The sequence below is a fragment of the Roseovarius sp. genome (genome assembly GCF_030373445.1).
Classification (GTDB): Bacteria; Pseudomonadota; Alphaproteobacteria; order Rhodobacterales; family Rhodobacteraceae; genus Roseovarius.
The window spans coordinates 155,498-169,528 of sequence record NZ_JAUCYU010000005.1 but is presented as its reverse complement, the minus strand read 5'-3'; the positions used below and the strand labels follow the sequence as shown (position 1 = coordinate 169,528).

Genomic DNA, 14,031 nt, shown 5'->3' with positions numbered 1-14,031 from the left:
GCTTACCGCCTGGTGGCCACCGCCAGCGCAGCCGGCATCGGCACCTTCCATCCATCGCCATTGGCGAATTTCCTCCTCGCCTCGGCGGTGATGGCCTTCCGGATCGCCTGAAGGTTCTTCTTCGGCTGGTTGGTCAGCAGGTAGCTCGCCCGCGGTGCGCCGTTCTGGAAGATTTCGATCACCCCGGCCGGATCGTCGAGGTCCCAGTGGCAGGCGATCGTTTCGAACCGGTCAAGTGTCAGCCCCGCCTTGTCGAACAGGTCGCGGGCCGTCGTTTCCCGGGCGAACTGGTGGAAGTCGGGGCTTTCGGGCATCTTCACGGACGTCGCGCCATGGGCCTGCACGCTGCCGTAGAGCAGCGCGAAGGTTTCCGACACGTCCGGCCCGTGCCAGCTGGCCATGACGAAGCGCCCGCCGGGGCGCAGCACGCGGGCCACCTCGGCCAGCGCCTTGGGCTGGTCGGGCACGTGCATCAGGCCGAAGCCGCAGGTCACCGCGTCGAAGGCGCCGTCGTCGAAGGGCATCTCCTGCGCGTCGCCCACGATGAAGACCACGTCGGGGGCCCGTTCATGCGCGTGGGCCAGCATCTCGCGCGAGAAATCGAGGCCGGTCACCCGGAAACCGCTGTCATGGGCGGCGGCGCTCAGGTTGCCCTGCCCGCAGCACAGGTCGAGCAGGTCGCAGCCAGGCTCGAGACAGGCAAGCATCGGTGCGACCGCCATGTCCGTGGCCCTGGAGAAGCGGGTGACGTAGGTTTCGGCGAGGTCTTCGTCGGACCAGCCGTCGACTTCGAGACGGGCGAATTCCTTGAAGTCCATGGTGGCCGATCCTTCCCGATGCTGAAACGAGAACAGCATAGCATGGAAACGCCGCCCGGAAGCGCCTTTTACCCCATCCGCGCCGCCACGTTGCGGGCCGACCAGCCCCAGAACCGCGCCAGCATGAAAACCGCGGCAAAGGCCAGCCCCACCGCCAGCCCCAGCCAGATGCCGACGCCGCCCCAGCCCAGCGTGAACCCCATCACGTAGCTGACCGGCACCCCGATGCCCCAGTAACTGACGGCGGCGATGATCATCGGCACGCGGGTGTCGTGCACCCCTCGCAGAAGCCCAAGCGCCATCACCTGCCCCGCATCCACCAGCTGGAACAGGGCCGCCGCCGCCAGAAGGCCGGTGCCCACGGCGATGACGCCCGCGCGGTTGGGCTCCGACGGGCTCATGAACAGGCCGATCAGGGGTTCGGGGACGATCAGGAAGATCGCCACCGTCAGCAGCGCCACCACGCCAGACATCGCCAGCACAACCAGCGCCCCTGACCGGAGCCCCGGCCCGTCGCCCCGGCCAAAGGCCTGCCCCGCCCGCACCGTGGCGGCGTTCGACAGGCCAAGGTGCACCATGAACATGACCGAGGCGACCTGCATCGCGATCCCGTGCGCCGCCAGCGGCAGCTTGCCCAGCCAGCCCATCATCGCCGTCGAGGCGGCAAACAGCCCGACCTCGGCCAGGTTGGTGATGCCGATTGGCCAGCCAAGGCGGAAGACCCGGCCGAACGCCTCCCAGTCCGGGCGCCAGACGCGCTGGAAGAGCGTGTGCTCGGGCGTGGCGATGGCGACGTAGACGGCCAGCACCACGAAGGAGGCGACATTGACCGCGAGCGAGGCGATGGCGGCGCCCTGCACCCCCATCTCGGGGAAGCCCCAATGGCCGAAGATCAGCGCGTAGTTCACCACGATGTTCAGGCCGACCGCCGCCACCGTGACCCAGAGTACGACCTGCGTACGCTCCAGCGCCGCCAGGTAGGATTTCAACACCATCACCAGGAGCGCGGGCAGCGTGGCGAAGCCCGCGATGCGCAGGTAATCCTCGGCGAGCGCCGAGATCTCCGGGTCCTGTCCCAGCGCGCGGAAGACCGGCCCGGACCAGTAGAGCACCGGCAGCACCGCAAGCGCGTAAAGCACCGAGGCCCAGGCGCCCATGCGGGTCACGCGGCGCACCTGCGCCTCCTGCCCCGCGGCCTGCGCCGAGGCCACCATCGGCATCACCGCCCAGGCAAAGCCCGAGCCCATGATGAAGAAGACGAAGAAGGTCGTGCCGCCCAGCACCTCGGCCGCCAGCGCGTCAACCGAGTACCAGCCCAGCATCGCCGCATCGGTCAGCGTGATGGCGAACTGCGCCACGTGGCTGCCGATCAGCGGCAGGCCCAGCATCAGGGTCGCCCTTGCGTGCTGGCGGTATGTCAGTGCGTCCTTCATGCCGCTCGCCTACCCAAGCCGCACGCCCGCGGCAAGACGTCACAGCGCGGCGAGCAGAAGCTGGCCCGCGATGGCGGCAATCAGGCAACCAGCGGCGATCTCGATCAGGGGCAGTGCGCGGGCGGCACCCTGCCCCGTTGCCAGCCGGCTGAGCGCCCCTTCGCGCAAGGTGACCGCGGCCACGGCGACCGCGATGGTCACGCAGGCGGTGCCCAGCCCCATGGTAAAGGCCCCGGCAATACCAGCCGCGTCGAGGCCGAAGCGCCATGTCAGGATCAGCAGGAACAGCGCGCCGGTGCAGGGCCGGATGGCGACGGCGCCCACCAGCATCGCCGCGTCGCGCCACGATTTGACCTCTGCCGCCTCTTCCAGCGTCGGTCCGTGGCGGTGGCCGCAGGTGTCGCAATGGCCGTCGGGGCCATGGTGATGGTGGGCGTGGTCATGGTCGTGCGCCGGGCGCGACGTCCACACCCGCCGCGCGCCCCGCACCGCCAGCCAAAAGCCGACCAGCGCAATGGCACCGTAGCTCGCCGGCGCCATTGCCCTGTCGGCAAACCCCGTCATTGCCGGCCGCGACAGGTTCAGCACCAGCACCCCGGCATAGACCAGCGCCACCGCCGTCGCCGCCTGTGCAAGGCTAGATGCCAGCGCCAGCAGCGACAGGCGCAGTGCCGGCACCCTTGCCCCCACCCCGTAACCGCCGATCAGCACCTTGCCGTGGCCCGGCCCGGCCGCGTGGAAGAACCCGTAGGCAAAGCTGGTGCCGAGCAGCGCCGCCAGCGCGCCGGGCTCGCCCGCGCGTAGTGCGCGCAGCCCCGCCGCCATGGCCTCCTGCGTCGTGCGCTGGCCCTCGGCCGCCCAGCGGGCCACGTCACCCGCCCCGCCAAAGGCCCAGAGCCACAGCGCCGCCCCGGCAATCATCACGGCCGCGATCAGGAGCGCGGTTCGCATGATACCTCTAGCGTATCGGCGTAGTAGCGCCCCACCTCGACCGTGTCGAAGAAATCCTCCTCGCCGGGGTCGCCGAGGTTCTCGACCGTTTCATCAGCTGCCGCCTCGTCCGCCTCGGTGAGTTGACCGGTGCAGCCGTCGGGCAGGATCATCTCGCCGATCATCGACAGTGCGGCATAATAGGACGGGTCGTAGGCGCGCACCGTCATCCTCCCGGGCACCTCGGCCGAGACCGGGCGACGGTGGCGGGTGACGATATGACCGTCCTCCATTTCCAGGGAAAGCGACTCGGGCGGGCCGAGCGACAGCTTGCCCCCGGCCGTGTCGATGAAGAGCGCGCCCTCGAACCCCTCGGGCCAGTCGGCAAGGTCGAAGCCGATCAGCTCCGCCCGCTCCGCCTCGGTCAGTTGCATGTCACCATCCGGGTCGAGCCCGTAATCCGACAGGATCAGCATCGAGAAGAGGTCGTCATAGGCCCATGTCACCTCGACCCAGGCCAGGTTCCCCTGCCCGTCGGTTTCGAAGCTCAGCCCGACATCGACGAAGACATGCGGATGCGCCCGCGCCGGGGCGGCGGCAAGGCTGGCCAGCAGGGCCGATATGAGGAGCAAGGCGCGCACGGGCACCGTCTTACGACGCCCTGCGCCGGCGGGCAATCCGCGCGCGTTGCGGTCGGCGCCGGGGCGCCCGCACGTGCTGTCAGTGGGTCCAGGCGCCGCGGCGGTTGGTGGCGAAGTTCTCGCCATAGCCGCCCGGGCGGACATTGGGCTTGCGATTGTGGGGCTCGGTCACCACCGCGTCGATCCCGTGTTCGCGGGCATATTCCAGCGCCGCTTCCTTGGTCGAGAACCGCATCCGGACCTGCGCCTGCGTGTCCGAGGACGAGGTCCAGCCCATCAGCGGGTCGACATCGCGGCCGGTCTCGTTGACGAATTCCAGCACCCAGTGCTTGGTCTTGGCGGTGCCGGATTGCATGGTGTTGCGCGCAGGCTTGTAGATACGGGCTGGCATCGGCGAACTCCTTGGGTCATCGCGGTTATTCCAAAATCCGCGCGGCTGGGCAAGAGGGCGATTGCGTGAACCCGAAACGGCCCGATACTGACCACCCCTGTCAGGAAGGGCGCCGGCCGGGCAGTGGCGGGTTGAACTGGCGGGGAAAGAGGCCAAGTCTAGCGCAACCCCCGAGGATTCGCCCCATGCCCTATGCCCATTCCGACAAGTCCGAACCGCTGATGCACGCGCCCGCGCCGGACGTGAAGCATCGCGACAAGCTGGAAGGCGGCAAGAAATTCGTCATGGCGACCGAATTCCAGCCGGCCGGTGACCAGCCCACGGCCATCGCCGAGCTGTCGCAGGGCGTCGACGGCGGCGAGCGCGACCAGGTGCTGCTGGGGGCGACCGGGACGGGCAAGACCTATACAATGGCCAAGGTGATCGAGGAGACCCAGCGCCCGGCCATCATCCTCGCGCCCAACAAGACCTTGGCGGCCCAGCTGTACGGCGAGTTCAAGGGCTTCTTTCCAGACAATGCCGTCGAGTATTTTGTCAGCTATTACGACTACTACCAGCCCGAAGCTTACGTGCCGCGCTCGGATACGTATATCGAGAAGGAAAGCCAGATCAACGAGCAGATCGACCGGATGCGCCACTCGGCCACGCGGGCGCTGCTGGAACGGGACGACGTGATCATCGTGGCCTCTGTCTCGTGCATCTACGGCATCGGCTCGGTCGAGACTTACGGGGCGATGACGCAGGATCTGAAGGCCGGCGGCGCCTATGACCAGCGGCAGGTGATCGCCGATCTCGTGGCGCAGCAATACCGCCGCAACGACCAGGCCTTCCAGCGGGGCAGCTTCCGGGTGCGGGGCGACAGCCTCGAGATCTGGCCTGCCCACCTCGAAGACCGGGCGTGGAAGTTGAGCTTCTTCGGCGAGGAGCTTGAATCGATTACCGAATTCGACCCGTTGACCGGCGCGAAGACAGGCTCGTTCGAACAGATCCGGGTCTATGCCAATTCGCACTACGTAACGCCCAAGCCGACGATGCAGCAGGCCATCATCGGCATCAAAAAGGAGTTGCGGACGCGGCTCGATCAGCTTGTCGGTGAAGGCAAGCTGCTCGAGGCGCAGCGGCTGGAACAGCGAACGAATTTCGACCTCGAGATGCTGGAGGCGACCGGCGTCTGTAACGGGATCGAGAACTACTCGCGCTACCTGACGGGCCGCGCACCGGGTGAGCCGCCGCCGACGCTTTTCGAGTTCATCCCGGACCATGCCATTGTTTTTGCCGATGAATCCCACGTGTCCGTCCCGCAGATCGGCGGCATGTACCGGGGCGACTACCGGCGCAAGTTCACGCTGGCGGAACATGGCTTCCGCCTGCCCTCCTGCATGGACAACCGGCCCCTCAAGTTCGAGGAATGGGATGCGATGCGCCCGCAATCGGTGTTCGTGTCGGCCACGCCTGCCGCGTGGGAATTGGAGCAGACAGGCGGCGTCTTTACCGAACAGGTGATCCGCCCCACGGGCCTGCTGGACCCGCAGGTGGAAATCCGGCCCGTCGAGATGCAGGTCGACGACCTGCTCGACGAGGTGCGGCGGGTGTCCGAGGCGGGCTACCGGACGCTGGTGACGACGCTGACCAAGCGGATGGCCGAAGACCTGACCGAGTACCTGCACGAGCAGGGCATTCGGGTGCGCTACATGCATTCCGACATCGACACGCTTGAAAGGATTGAGATTCTCCGCGACCTGCGGTTGGGTGCCTTCGACGTTCTGATCGGGATCAACCTGCTGCGCGAGGGGCTCGACATTCCCGAATGCGGGCTGGTGGCGATCCTCGATGCCGACAAGGAAGGGTTCCTGCGGTCCGAGACCTCGCTGATCCAGACCATCGGGCGGGCCGCGCGGAATGCCGACGGGCGGGTGATCATGTATGCCGACCGCATGACCGGCTCGATGGAGCGCGCCATCGGCGAAACCGAGCGCCGCCGCGCCAAGCAGATCGCCTATAACGAGGAGCACGGGATCACCCCGGCGACGATCCGCAAGAATGTCGATGACATCCTGTCGGGGCTCTACAAGGGCGATGTCGACATGAACCGCGTGACGGCAAAGGTCGACAAGCCGATGGTGGGCGCCAACCTGCAGGCCCATCTCGACGGGCTGCGCACCGAGATGCGCAAGGCCGCCGAGAACCTCGAATTCGAAGAGGCGGCGCGGCTGCGCGACGAGGTCAAGCGGCTTGAGGCCGTCGACCTTGCCGTGCATGACGACCCTCTGGCGCGGCAGCAGGCGGTCGAGAAAGCCTCCGACGCGGCCATTGGCACGAAGGGACGGTCGACAGCCGGCCGGCCCGGCCAGCGCGGCGGCAACGTGAAGCGGCGCAAGAAGCACTGAACCACGGGTTGGTTAAGGGCGGATTAAGCGAGCGGGGCGCGGTGTTGCGTTGCCCATTGATACGGCCCTGATGCCGGGGAAAATCGTTCAGGGTGCGCGGGTTGTGGCGCATTCTTGAAAAGAATGCGGACCGAAAACTTTTCAGGATTTCGACGGCGTGCGGAGAAAAGCGATGCTCGAACTCGAGGCCACGAACACCCATCTTTATCCCGGCGCGACCGGCACCATCCTGAGCGGTGAGCCGGTGAGTGGGCCGGTCTCGCTGCGCTTTGCCGATGGCAGCGGGGCGACGGGCACGCTTTCGGGCGAGATGCTGCATATCAAGCCCTACACCACCACGGCCGGCACCGAGATCGCCGCCAAATCCTGGCAGATTGCCTTCGACGGCGACCACTTTCGCATCACCGCCCGCGCCGCCTCCTGAAGGCTGGACAATCCGGGCCGTGCGGCTAAGTCTGCGCGCATGCGATTTCTTCTTGTCTTCCTGTTCTTTCCCGCGGTCGCACTGGCCGATGACTGGCAGGCGCTCGACCAGCCCGGCGCCATCGCGATCATGCGCCACGCGCTGGCGCCCGGCGCCGCCGACCCGGCCGATTTCACGTTGGGCGACTGTGCCACCCAGCGCAATCTCGATGAACGGGGCCGGGCCCAGGCGCGGGCCATCGGCGCGGCGTTCCGTGAGCGGGGTATCCGCTTCGACCGGGTCTTCACCAGCCAGTGGTGCCGATGCCGCGAGACGGCAGAACTGCTGGACGTCGGACCAGTGGAAGAGGCGCCGGCGCTCAATTCCTTCTTCGACGACTTCTCTGAGGAAGAGGCCAGCACGAACGCCGTAAAGTCCCTGATTTCAGAAACTTCCGGGGCGCGGTTGATGGTGACGCACCAGGTCAACATCTCGGGCCTGACCGGCCGCAGCACGCGGTCGGGCGAGGTACTGATCATCCGGATGACGGGCGACGGGGCCGAAGTGCTGGGCGCGATCATGATCGCGCCCTGACCGGGCGGTTCAGGGCAGCAGCGCCACTTGCGACAGGCGTTCGTAGAAGGGCAGATGGTGGCGCAGGTAATCCCGGAGATGGGGCGCCTCCTCGGCCAGTGCCTCGAACTCGGCCTCCTTGCGGAGCATCTCCTCGGCATCGGCGGCGCGGATGCCGGAGGAGGTGGAGGCGTGCTCATGCCATGAACTGACCTGTTCCCAGTCCTCGGGGGCCTTCTTGTTCCAGTCGAAGGCCTCTTCGCGGAACTCAAGGCCGATCCGCTCCCACAGGCGGGCCATGGTGCCGCGGGTGTCGGCGCGAACGGTCTCGGCCTCGATCACCACGGCATCGTGGCCGGCCTCGGTGACGGCCTGGTAGAGTTTCCATTCGTCCTCGAGCCCGATTTCCTGGCAGGACATCTGCGGATCCAGCTTGTGATAGCTGAGGATCGAGGCCAGCGGGTGGCGGATCAGGAAGCAATGGGTGACCCGTTCCATGAAGGCCGGATCCTTGGTGATTTCCGGTAGAACATAGTACGCCATGTCCTTGAAAAATACAGGGTTTTCCTCGGCCATGCCGATCAGCATGTCGCGGATGCCGGCATAGGTGGTCGGGTGATCCGACTGGGCGTCGAAGCCGGGGAACGGCTTTTCCAGGACGTTGAGGTAGTAATAGTACATGAACGGCTCATGGGCGCAGGTCAGGTCGCCCCGCTCGCGCATCACGCGTTCCATCGCGGTGGACATAGAGCGGGGGTGCGACCAGAGCGCGATGATCTTGTTCATGTCCATGGGCCTCCTGTTGATCAGGGTCAGATTAGCCGCGGGAGGACCGAGGGACAATGGCACAAGCGCAAGCCGCGGCCCGGCATCTGAACCGGGCCTGAAACTGCTGCAACTTTGGGCTTCAAGCCTCAGAAATCGAATATTTCTTCCAGGAAGCCGCCACGCTTTTTCTTCTTGCGTCCGTCATGGCCGCGGCGGTCGTCCTCGGCATTCCAGACCCGGGCCTGGGGCGGTTCGGGTTCCGAGCGGTCGATGATCTTGTCGAGCTCGCCACGGTCGAGCCAGACGCCGCGGCATTTCGGGCAATAGTCGATCTCGACTCCGGCGCGTTCGGCAAGTTGCAGGGTCTCTCCGTCGACGGGGCATTGCATGGCGGGTCTCCTCTGGTGGTTTGCATGTATGGAGGTGTGCAGTACGGGGCCGATCTGCAAGGGACTGCGGCAATATGGGCGGGGTCTTGCGAATCGGGGTTAAAGGGCCGAAATGGCGAGGTTTTCCGATGTCGGTATCGCGTCGGTATTACGTCGGTATCTTGTCGGTGTCCGCGGCGGTGCCGGCGGCCGGTTAACGGGGCGTTCGGAGGCGGCGCAACGGGGGCTTGGAGCGCCTCAGCGGATGGCGCATGGTGGAGCGATGGAACCCGATGACGCCCCCCGCCCCGCAGCCGCCCTCGTTCTGGGGGCGAAGGTGCTGGACGGCGGCCGGCCCTCGGCCGCGCTGGAGCGGCGGGCGTTGCATGCCGCGTGGCTGTACCGAGAGGGCGTGGTGACGCGGATCGTCGCCAGCGGCGGACCGCCCGGCGTGCGGGTGACCGAGGCGGAGGCGATCCGCCGGGTGTGCCTGTCGGCGGGGGTGCCGGACGCGGCGATCCTGCTGGAGACCGAGGCCACGAGCACCGAGGAGAACATCCGCCTCGCCCGGCCCCTCCTCGCGGCGGAAGGGATTGGGGCGGTCTGGCTGGTAACGGACGGGTTCCACGCCCGCCGGGCGGGCTTCACGGCGCGGCGGCAGGGGGTGGACGCGGAGATATCCTGCCCGGAGCTGACCGGCGTGCCGCTGTGGCGGCGGGTCCGGACGCATTTGCGGGAGAGGGCAGCGCTGGCCGTCTACGCGGTGCGGCTGTGGCGGAGGTGAGGGTCAAGTGACGGGTCCAGTGGCATCGCGCTGACGATACTCAGGTTCCCGCAAATGGACGCGGCGCCCTCGGCATGCGAGACTTCCTTGTTCCGGCTACCCGAATTTGGAAGACACCATGTTTACGCTTATCGAGAACACCATCTCATTCGATGATACGTCCCTCGATAGTTTTTACGAGGGGAGCACTACAGTCCATCTTGGTGAAAGGGAGGAGGCGCCGCCCCCTGCACACGACGGGTCGGACAACGGCCACCTCACGACCTACTACCAGTCCTTGCTGGGTGCGGATGTATGGTTTTCCGCCGAAGGGACCGGTTACCGCTACTCCGATTGCGGTGCCATGCGTTTTTTCAACGAGTTGGCGACGGTGATCTGTGCCCTTCCGATGCACAGGCTCGACACGATAAAGTTTCGCGGGCCGGACCTGGACGAAAGCTGGGAATTGTCCCGTGCGGGCGCCCGTTACATGCTTCGGGAGTCCCGGTGGACGGAGGCGCTGAGCGCTGACCGTGACGCGTTCGATGCATCGGTCTGGGATGCCATGCGCATCCTGATGTGGGCCTACAGGAAGCAGTTTCCCGACGTTCCCCACGTAACCGACTATACGCATTGCCTGCGCGTTGCCGGAAATCCCATGTTCTACGGCGCAACAGGACGGTGATCGGAGGGGCCATGGCAGGGCTAACCTGTGGTCTCAACCTCTCCCCGCCGGGCGAACGCCGGCCCGTGGGGAGGCGCTGCACCGCTGTTTTCTGGCAATTCATGGTGCCGAATACATCTTCGTTCTGAACGTGGCACAGCATCTCAAAAGCGCCTGCCCGGCCGCCTTCGGCCTCTATTCCGGGCGTGTGCCAAACCGAACCGGGCGGGCACCCCGACTGCTCGGCGGCAGCCCCTACCGCGTCATCATCACGTCGACATACCGCCCGTTGCTGCCCGTGCCGTAGGGGCTGACGAACACCGCCGCCCTACCCTTGTGCATAGCCTGACACGCAACACTCCTCACCCGCCGCGCCATGCCCAAAGCAGATCAGAACACGGAATAATCGTAGAACCCGAAATCCTCGACACCCAGGTCTGGCCGTCCCTTTATGAAGGCGACCTCGTTCCCGTAACCGCCCGTCCCGGCATCCCTGGAATTCTCGATGTAGACGTAACCGTCGATGTAGGTGATGGTGTAGTCTTCGTAACTGTACTCCTCCATCACCGTCACTTCGAATTGCAGCATCTCGGGAGAGTCTTCCAGGACATTCAGGTTCTGCCAATCGAGATTCTCGGAGCCGATACCAGCCACGTAGATGGAGTATCCGCCGGTGAAATCGAACACGAACTCATCCTCGCCCGGCTCGAAGTCATGAATGCGCGCGAGGCCTTCGGAGGTTTGCGTCACCACGAACTTGTCCGCGCCGGGGCCGCCCTTCATGCCGGTGATGGTTCCGGGGTGCACCGCAGTGGGGCCTTTCATGTAAAGCACGTCGTCGCCGGGACCGCCTGCCAGCCTTTCGTGGCCCGCTTCCCCGACGCGGCCGCCGGCGGTAATCGTGTCGTTGCCGTTGCCCCCGTAGATGAACTCCTCTTCGCGATAAATCGATCCGATAATGATATCGTCCCCGTCGCGCCCGTGCAGGACAAGTGGACCGTCGGGCAGCAATTCGGGGTCGTAGTGGTATCCCCAGGGGTCGCCCTCTTCGTTCGGCATATCGTACCAGACCAGTACGTCGTCATGGTTTCCCAGGTCCACACGGTTGATGGTGGAATCGCCGAAGCGCAGTTCGAACTGCTCGAAATTGGAGAAGGTGGCATTCGCGAACGTCATCGGGCCGCGATCGAGGTCACGGAAATCGACGTGATCCCCGCCGTTCCAGACCGGGTACCCGTTGTACTGTATCAGAACCAGCACGTCTACGCCCTTGCCGCCGTCGATCTCGGCGCGAATCGCGTTCAACCCGTCGCTGCTCGACAGGAATCTCCACTCGACCGTGTCCTTGCCGCGATTGAGCGTGACAACGTCGTGATCCCAATCCTCGGCGGGAAAGTCCTGGTAGGAACTGCTATACAGACCGCCGAGGAAATAGTCGTTTCCGCGCCCCCCGTAATACCTGGTCGAGCCATGGAAATCGAAGAAGACGTCGTCGCCGGCCTCGCCTTTGCTTATCCCGTAACCATCCCCGTTGGTGGCCCTTACACCGCTGTTGTAAAACGTGTCGTCGCCTGCCCCGGCAAAGACGACAGCGGCATCGCCATAGATTTCGTCATTCCCGCCCATAAGGTAGGCCGTGCCGATCGGCGTACCGAGCTCACGCGCGGAATTCGCCGCGATCTCGAGCGCTTCGCCGTCGTCGGTGGCGACGAAGGTCGGCCCATCCTGCCAGTAGTGATAGAGTTCGTCTTCACCCCCAGGGTTCAGGATGAAGTATCCGTAACTGCTTTTGGGAAGCATGCGATTTATTCCTGGTCTTTACCGGTGGCCCGGTGCCTTCGAACCCTGCAACCTATAATCTTCATCAAAAATCGTTTCGCAACAAATAATTGACCTCGGGCGGAGGTAGATCCGCCGACATTCGCCCCGGCTCGAAGCTCGCGGTGCTGCGGGTCCGCTCCCCCGCGCCCCCTACCGCGCCACCGTCACATCCACATACCGCCCGATCCCGCCCGAACCGTAGATGCGCACGAACACCGTCGCGCCGCCCTGCAGAAGGTTCTGCCGTGCGACCGGGTCCATCGAGCCGTTCATGATCATCCGCTCCATCGCCGCGCGGTTATCGACATTGCCGAAGAACGGATCCCATTCGTCGCCCACCTGGCGGATGCCGTAGCGGTGGTAATTGGCCCGGTCCTGCCGGAGCACCTGCCATGGCTGGGTCAGGCGGGCGCCCTTGGAGTTGTAAAGGTCGTCGGTGCCGATGTAGGCGGTATAGGCACCGATCAGCTGTTGCGCCGCGGCGGGGCTGGCAAACGCCAGCAGCCCGGCGGCGAGGAAAGACTTGAAGTAACGCATATTGGCCTCGGAAATGCACACATGCCCCGTGGCATGCGCCTGGAGCATACGCCCGCCCGGGCCGGTGCGGCGAGTCTTTTCGTGCCGGGGCCCCCGCCTAGAGGACGGTCTAGCGGACGACGTGCACCGCGCAGGTGGCGTGTCGCACCACCTGGTGCGCCGTGCTGCCCAGCAGCAGGTCGGCCATGCCGGGCCGGTGGCTGGCGATGACGATGCAGTCGACCGCGTTCTCCTCGGCCCAGTCGGTGATGGTGCGCCCGGCATGGCCGTCGACGACAATGCCCTGTGCGCCGGGGATGCGGGAGGCCATCTCGGACAGTTCCGCGTCGATCGCCTTGCGGCTTTCGACCAGGTATTCCTGCGGCGTGTACGAGATCGCGTAGGTCGGCACCTGTTCCATCACGTGCAGCAGGGTGATGCGGCCGCCCTCGCCGGTCAGAAGCTGGGCGACGCTCATGGCGCCGGCGGCGTCGCGGTCGTCTTCGAAGGATACGGGGACAAGGACATGGGTGTACATCTTGGCTCTCCAATGCGCGTTGCGGCGCGGTGTGACTGTGCAACCGCCGCCTGCCCCGCATTGTTCCGCATCATCCCGCGCGGCGCTGTCCCAGCCGCGACATCGCGCGCCCGTCTGTGACGATGAGGCCCAGGGCGATGAGGGCGAAGCCCGCGATGGCGCCGGGCGACAGGCGCTCGCCCAGCACGCCGGCCCCCAGCGCCACGGCGACGGGCGGGATCATCAGGGTGACAAGCATCAGGTTCGCCGCCCCTGCCCTTGCGAGGATGCCGAAATAGAGCAGGTAGGCCAGCGCGGTGGACAGCGTGGAGAGCGCCAGCAGCGCGGCCCAAGCCCCGAGCGGCAGGGCCAGCGTGGGCATGCCATCGGTCAGCAGCACGAGCGGGAGCATCAGGAGCGTGCTGCCCGTCAGCATGCCGAGCGCGTTCATCTCGGGCGGCGTGCCCGAGAGCATGGCGCGGCCCCAGACGCTGGCTAAGGCATAGCTGAGCGCCGCGCCGAGAATGGCAAGCTGGGCGAGGTTGGTGGGGTCGAGCCCCGAAAGGGCGCCCGGCCCCATGACCGCCGCCACCCCCGCCAACCCGAAAAGCGCGCCGATAATCTTGCGCGGGGTCAGCGGCTCGTCGGCCAGCACCAGCCCGGCCACCACCGCGGCGAACACCGCCGTCGTGCCGTTGAGGATCGCGGCGAGCCCGCTGTCGATGCGGGTCTGGCCCCAGAAGATCAGCGAGAAGGGAATGGCGTTGTTGAGCGCCCCCATCACCAGGTAGGCGCTCCAGATGCGCGGGCTGCGAGGGATGGCGATGCCGCGCAGGCGGATGACGAGGAACAGCACCGGCAGCGCCCAGGCGACGCGGTGCAGCGTGATGGTGAGCGGGGGGACATGGTTCAGCGCGATCTCGGCCAAGAAGAACGAGCCGCCCCAGACGGTGGCGAGCGCGGCCATCATCAGGGCGGCCGAGGGGGTGATGGCGGGCGATGTCATGGCTGAGACATGGCACGGGCCGGCGCATCCGG

At 66.1% G+C, this 14,031-nt stretch carries 16 protein-coding genes; 5 read left to right on the top strand and 11 right to left on the bottom strand.

Annotation, left to right across the window (positions count from 1 at the left end; translation table 11 throughout):
• Positions 1-2 precede the first annotated feature (2 nt).
• The 5 genes from QUV18_RS11085 to QUV18_RS11065 all read right to left on the bottom strand — a co-directional run bounded on the left by QUV18_RS11085 (position 3) and on the right by QUV18_RS11065 (position 4,213).
• Positions 3-818, bottom strand: coding sequence for a methyltransferase domain-containing protein (locus QUV18_RS11085; protein ID WP_300893987.1), 816 nt, complete (start codon positions 816-818; stop codon positions 3-5).
• Between the two features lie 68 nt (positions 819-886).
• Positions 887-2,251 carry an MATE family efflux transporter gene (locus QUV18_RS11080; RefSeq protein WP_300893986.1) on the bottom strand — a complete coding sequence of 455 codons (1,365 nt, stop codon included), beginning with the start codon at positions 2,249-2,251 and terminating at the stop codon, positions 887-889.
• Between the two features lie 39 nt (positions 2,252-2,290).
• On the bottom strand, positions 2,291-3,202 hold the full coding sequence (locus QUV18_RS11075) for a hypothetical protein (protein WP_300893985.1): 912 nt from the start codon (positions 3,200-3,202) through the stop codon (positions 2,291-2,293).
• Positions 3,184-3,822, bottom strand: a complete 639-nt coding sequence (locus tag QUV18_RS11070) for a DUF1007 family protein (protein ID WP_300893984.1) — start codon at positions 3,820-3,822, stop codon at positions 3,184-3,186. The genes QUV18_RS11075 and QUV18_RS11070 overlap by 19 nt, the downstream gene beginning before the upstream one ends.
• 79 nt (positions 3,823-3,901) lie before the next feature.
• Positions 3,902-4,213, bottom strand: coding sequence for an ETC complex I subunit (locus QUV18_RS11065; protein WP_300893983.1), 312 nt, complete (start codon positions 4,211-4,213; stop codon positions 3,902-3,904).
• A 185-nt stretch (positions 4,214-4,398) separates the two neighbouring features.
• On the opposite strand from QUV18_RS11065, the gene uvrB reads away from it, so the two are divergent.
• The 3 genes from uvrB to QUV18_RS11050 all read left to right on the top strand — a co-directional run bounded on the left by uvrB (position 4,399) and on the right by QUV18_RS11050 (position 7,597).
• The gene (uvrB, locus tag QUV18_RS11060; RefSeq protein WP_300893982.1) at positions 4,399-6,600 is read left to right on the top strand and encodes an excinuclease ABC subunit UvrB; all 2,202 of its coding nucleotides are present in this window, start codon (positions 4,399-4,401) and stop codon (positions 6,598-6,600) included.
• Positions 6,601-6,772: 172 nt separating this feature from the next.
• Positions 6,773-7,024 (top strand): hypothetical protein, encoded by a 252-nt coding sequence (locus QUV18_RS11055; protein ID WP_300893981.1) that lies wholly within the window; start codon positions 6,773-6,775, stop codon positions 7,022-7,024.
• A 39-nt stretch (positions 7,025-7,063) separates the two neighbouring features.
• Positions 7,064-7,597: a histidine phosphatase family protein gene (locus QUV18_RS11050; RefSeq protein WP_300893980.1), complete on the top strand. Its 534-nt coding sequence runs from the start codon at positions 7,064-7,066 to the stop codon at positions 7,595-7,597.
• Between the two features lie 9 nt (positions 7,598-7,606).
• Here the strand turns inward: QUV18_RS11050 and QUV18_RS11045 are convergent, their stop codons facing one another.
• Together QUV18_RS11045 and QUV18_RS11040 are read right to left on the bottom strand one after the other, a co-directional pair.
• Positions 7,607-8,362, bottom strand: coding sequence for a hypothetical protein (locus QUV18_RS11045; RefSeq protein ID WP_300893979.1), 756 nt, complete (start codon positions 8,360-8,362; stop codon positions 7,607-7,609).
• A 128-nt stretch (positions 8,363-8,490) separates the two neighbouring features.
• A complete protein-coding gene (locus QUV18_RS11040) occupies positions 8,491-8,733 on the bottom strand; it encodes a zf-TFIIB domain-containing protein (protein WP_300893978.1) in 243 nt (80 codons plus the stop codon).
• Positions 8,734-8,995: 262 nt separating this feature from the next.
• On the opposite strand from QUV18_RS11040, the gene QUV18_RS11035 reads away from it, so the two are divergent.
• Positions 8,996-9,496 carry a YdcF family protein gene (locus QUV18_RS11035; protein ID WP_300893977.1) on the top strand — a complete coding sequence of 167 codons (501 nt, stop codon included), beginning with the start codon at positions 8,996-8,998 and terminating at the stop codon, positions 9,494-9,496.
• Positions 9,497-9,614: 118 nt separating this feature from the next.
• Positions 9,615-10,160, top strand: a complete 546-nt coding sequence (locus QUV18_RS11030) for a hypothetical protein (RefSeq protein ID WP_300893976.1) — start codon at positions 9,615-9,617, stop codon at positions 10,158-10,160.
• 369 nt (positions 10,161-10,529) lie between these two features.
• Here QUV18_RS11030 and QUV18_RS11025 read toward each other — a convergent pair whose 3' ends face one another.
• From QUV18_RS11025 to QUV18_RS11010, 4 genes are all read right to left on the bottom strand, one after another.
• Complete coding sequence (locus QUV18_RS11025; protein ID WP_300893975.1) at positions 10,530-11,939, bottom strand: hypothetical protein; 1,410 nt, start codon at positions 11,937-11,939, stop codon at positions 10,530-10,532.
• A 171-nt stretch (positions 11,940-12,110) separates the two neighbouring features.
• Entirely contained in the window at positions 12,111-12,545 is a 435-nt protein-coding gene (locus QUV18_RS11020; protein ID WP_300893974.1) for a hypothetical protein, read from the bottom strand.
• Positions 12,546-12,606: 61 nt separating this feature from the next.
• The gene (locus QUV18_RS11015; RefSeq protein ID WP_300893973.1) at positions 12,607-13,014 is read right to left on the bottom strand and encodes a universal stress protein; all 408 of its coding nucleotides are present in this window, start codon (positions 13,012-13,014) and stop codon (positions 12,607-12,609) included.
• Positions 13,015-13,084: 70 nt separating this feature from the next.
• Complete coding sequence (locus QUV18_RS11010; RefSeq protein ID WP_300893972.1) at positions 13,085-13,999, bottom strand: DMT family transporter; 915 nt, start codon at positions 13,997-13,999, stop codon at positions 13,085-13,087.
• Positions 14,000-14,031: the final 32 nt, after the last annotated feature.

What these genes read in the sequence shown, in the direction of transcription:
- QUV18_RS11040 (WP_300893978.1), bottom strand. Translation starts at nt 8,733, where the DNA reads ATGCAATGCCCCGTCGACGGAGAGACCCTGCAACTTGCCGAACGCGCC.
- QUV18_RS11010 (WP_300893972.1), bottom strand. Translation starts at nt 13,999, where the DNA reads ATGACATCGCCCGCCATCACCCCCTCGGCCGCCCTGATGATGGCCGCG.
- QUV18_RS11055 (WP_300893981.1), top strand. Translation starts at nt 6,773, where the DNA reads ATGCTCGAACTCGAGGCCACGAACACCCATCTTTATCCCGGCGCGACC.
- QUV18_RS11020 (WP_300893974.1), bottom strand. Translation starts at nt 12,545, where the DNA reads ATGCTCCAGGCGCATGCCACGGGGCATGTGTGCATTTCCGAGGCCAAT.
- QUV18_RS11045 (WP_300893979.1), bottom strand. Translation starts at nt 8,362, where the DNA reads ATGAACAAGATCATCGCGCTCTGGTCGCACCCCCGCTCTATGTCCACC.
- QUV18_RS11015 (WP_300893973.1), bottom strand. Translation starts at nt 13,014, where the DNA reads ATGTACACCCATGTCCTTGTCCCCGTATCCTTCGAAGACGACCGCGAC.
- QUV18_RS11085 (WP_300893987.1), bottom strand. Translation starts at nt 818, where the DNA reads ATGGACTTCAAGGAATTCGCCCGTCTCGAAGTCGACGGCTGGTCCGAC.
- QUV18_RS11080 (WP_300893986.1), bottom strand. Translation starts at nt 2,251, where the DNA reads ATGAAGGACGCACTGACATACCGCCAGCACGCAAGGGCGACCCTGATG.
- QUV18_RS11030 (WP_300893976.1), top strand. Translation starts at nt 9,615, where the DNA reads ATGTTTACGCTTATCGAGAACACCATCTCATTCGATGATACGTCCCTC.
- QUV18_RS11065 (WP_300893983.1), bottom strand. Translation starts at nt 4,213, where the DNA reads ATGCCAGCCCGTATCTACAAGCCTGCGCGCAACACCATGCAATCCGGC.
- QUV18_RS11025 (WP_300893975.1), bottom strand. Translation starts at nt 11,939, where the DNA reads ATGCTTCCCAAAAGCAGTTACGGATACTTCATCCTGAACCCTGGGGGT.
- QUV18_RS11035 (WP_300893977.1), top strand. Translation starts at nt 8,996, where the DNA reads ATGGAACCCGATGACGCCCCCCGCCCCGCAGCCGCCCTCGTTCTGGGG.
- uvrB (WP_300893982.1), top strand. Translation starts at nt 4,399, where the DNA reads ATGCCCTATGCCCATTCCGACAAGTCCGAACCGCTGATGCACGCGCCC.
- QUV18_RS11075 (WP_300893985.1), bottom strand. Translation starts at nt 3,202, where the DNA reads ATGCGAACCGCGCTCCTGATCGCGGCCGTGATGATTGCCGGGGCGGCG.
- QUV18_RS11050 (WP_300893980.1), top strand. Translation starts at nt 7,064, where the DNA reads ATGCGATTTCTTCTTGTCTTCCTGTTCTTTCCCGCGGTCGCACTGGCC.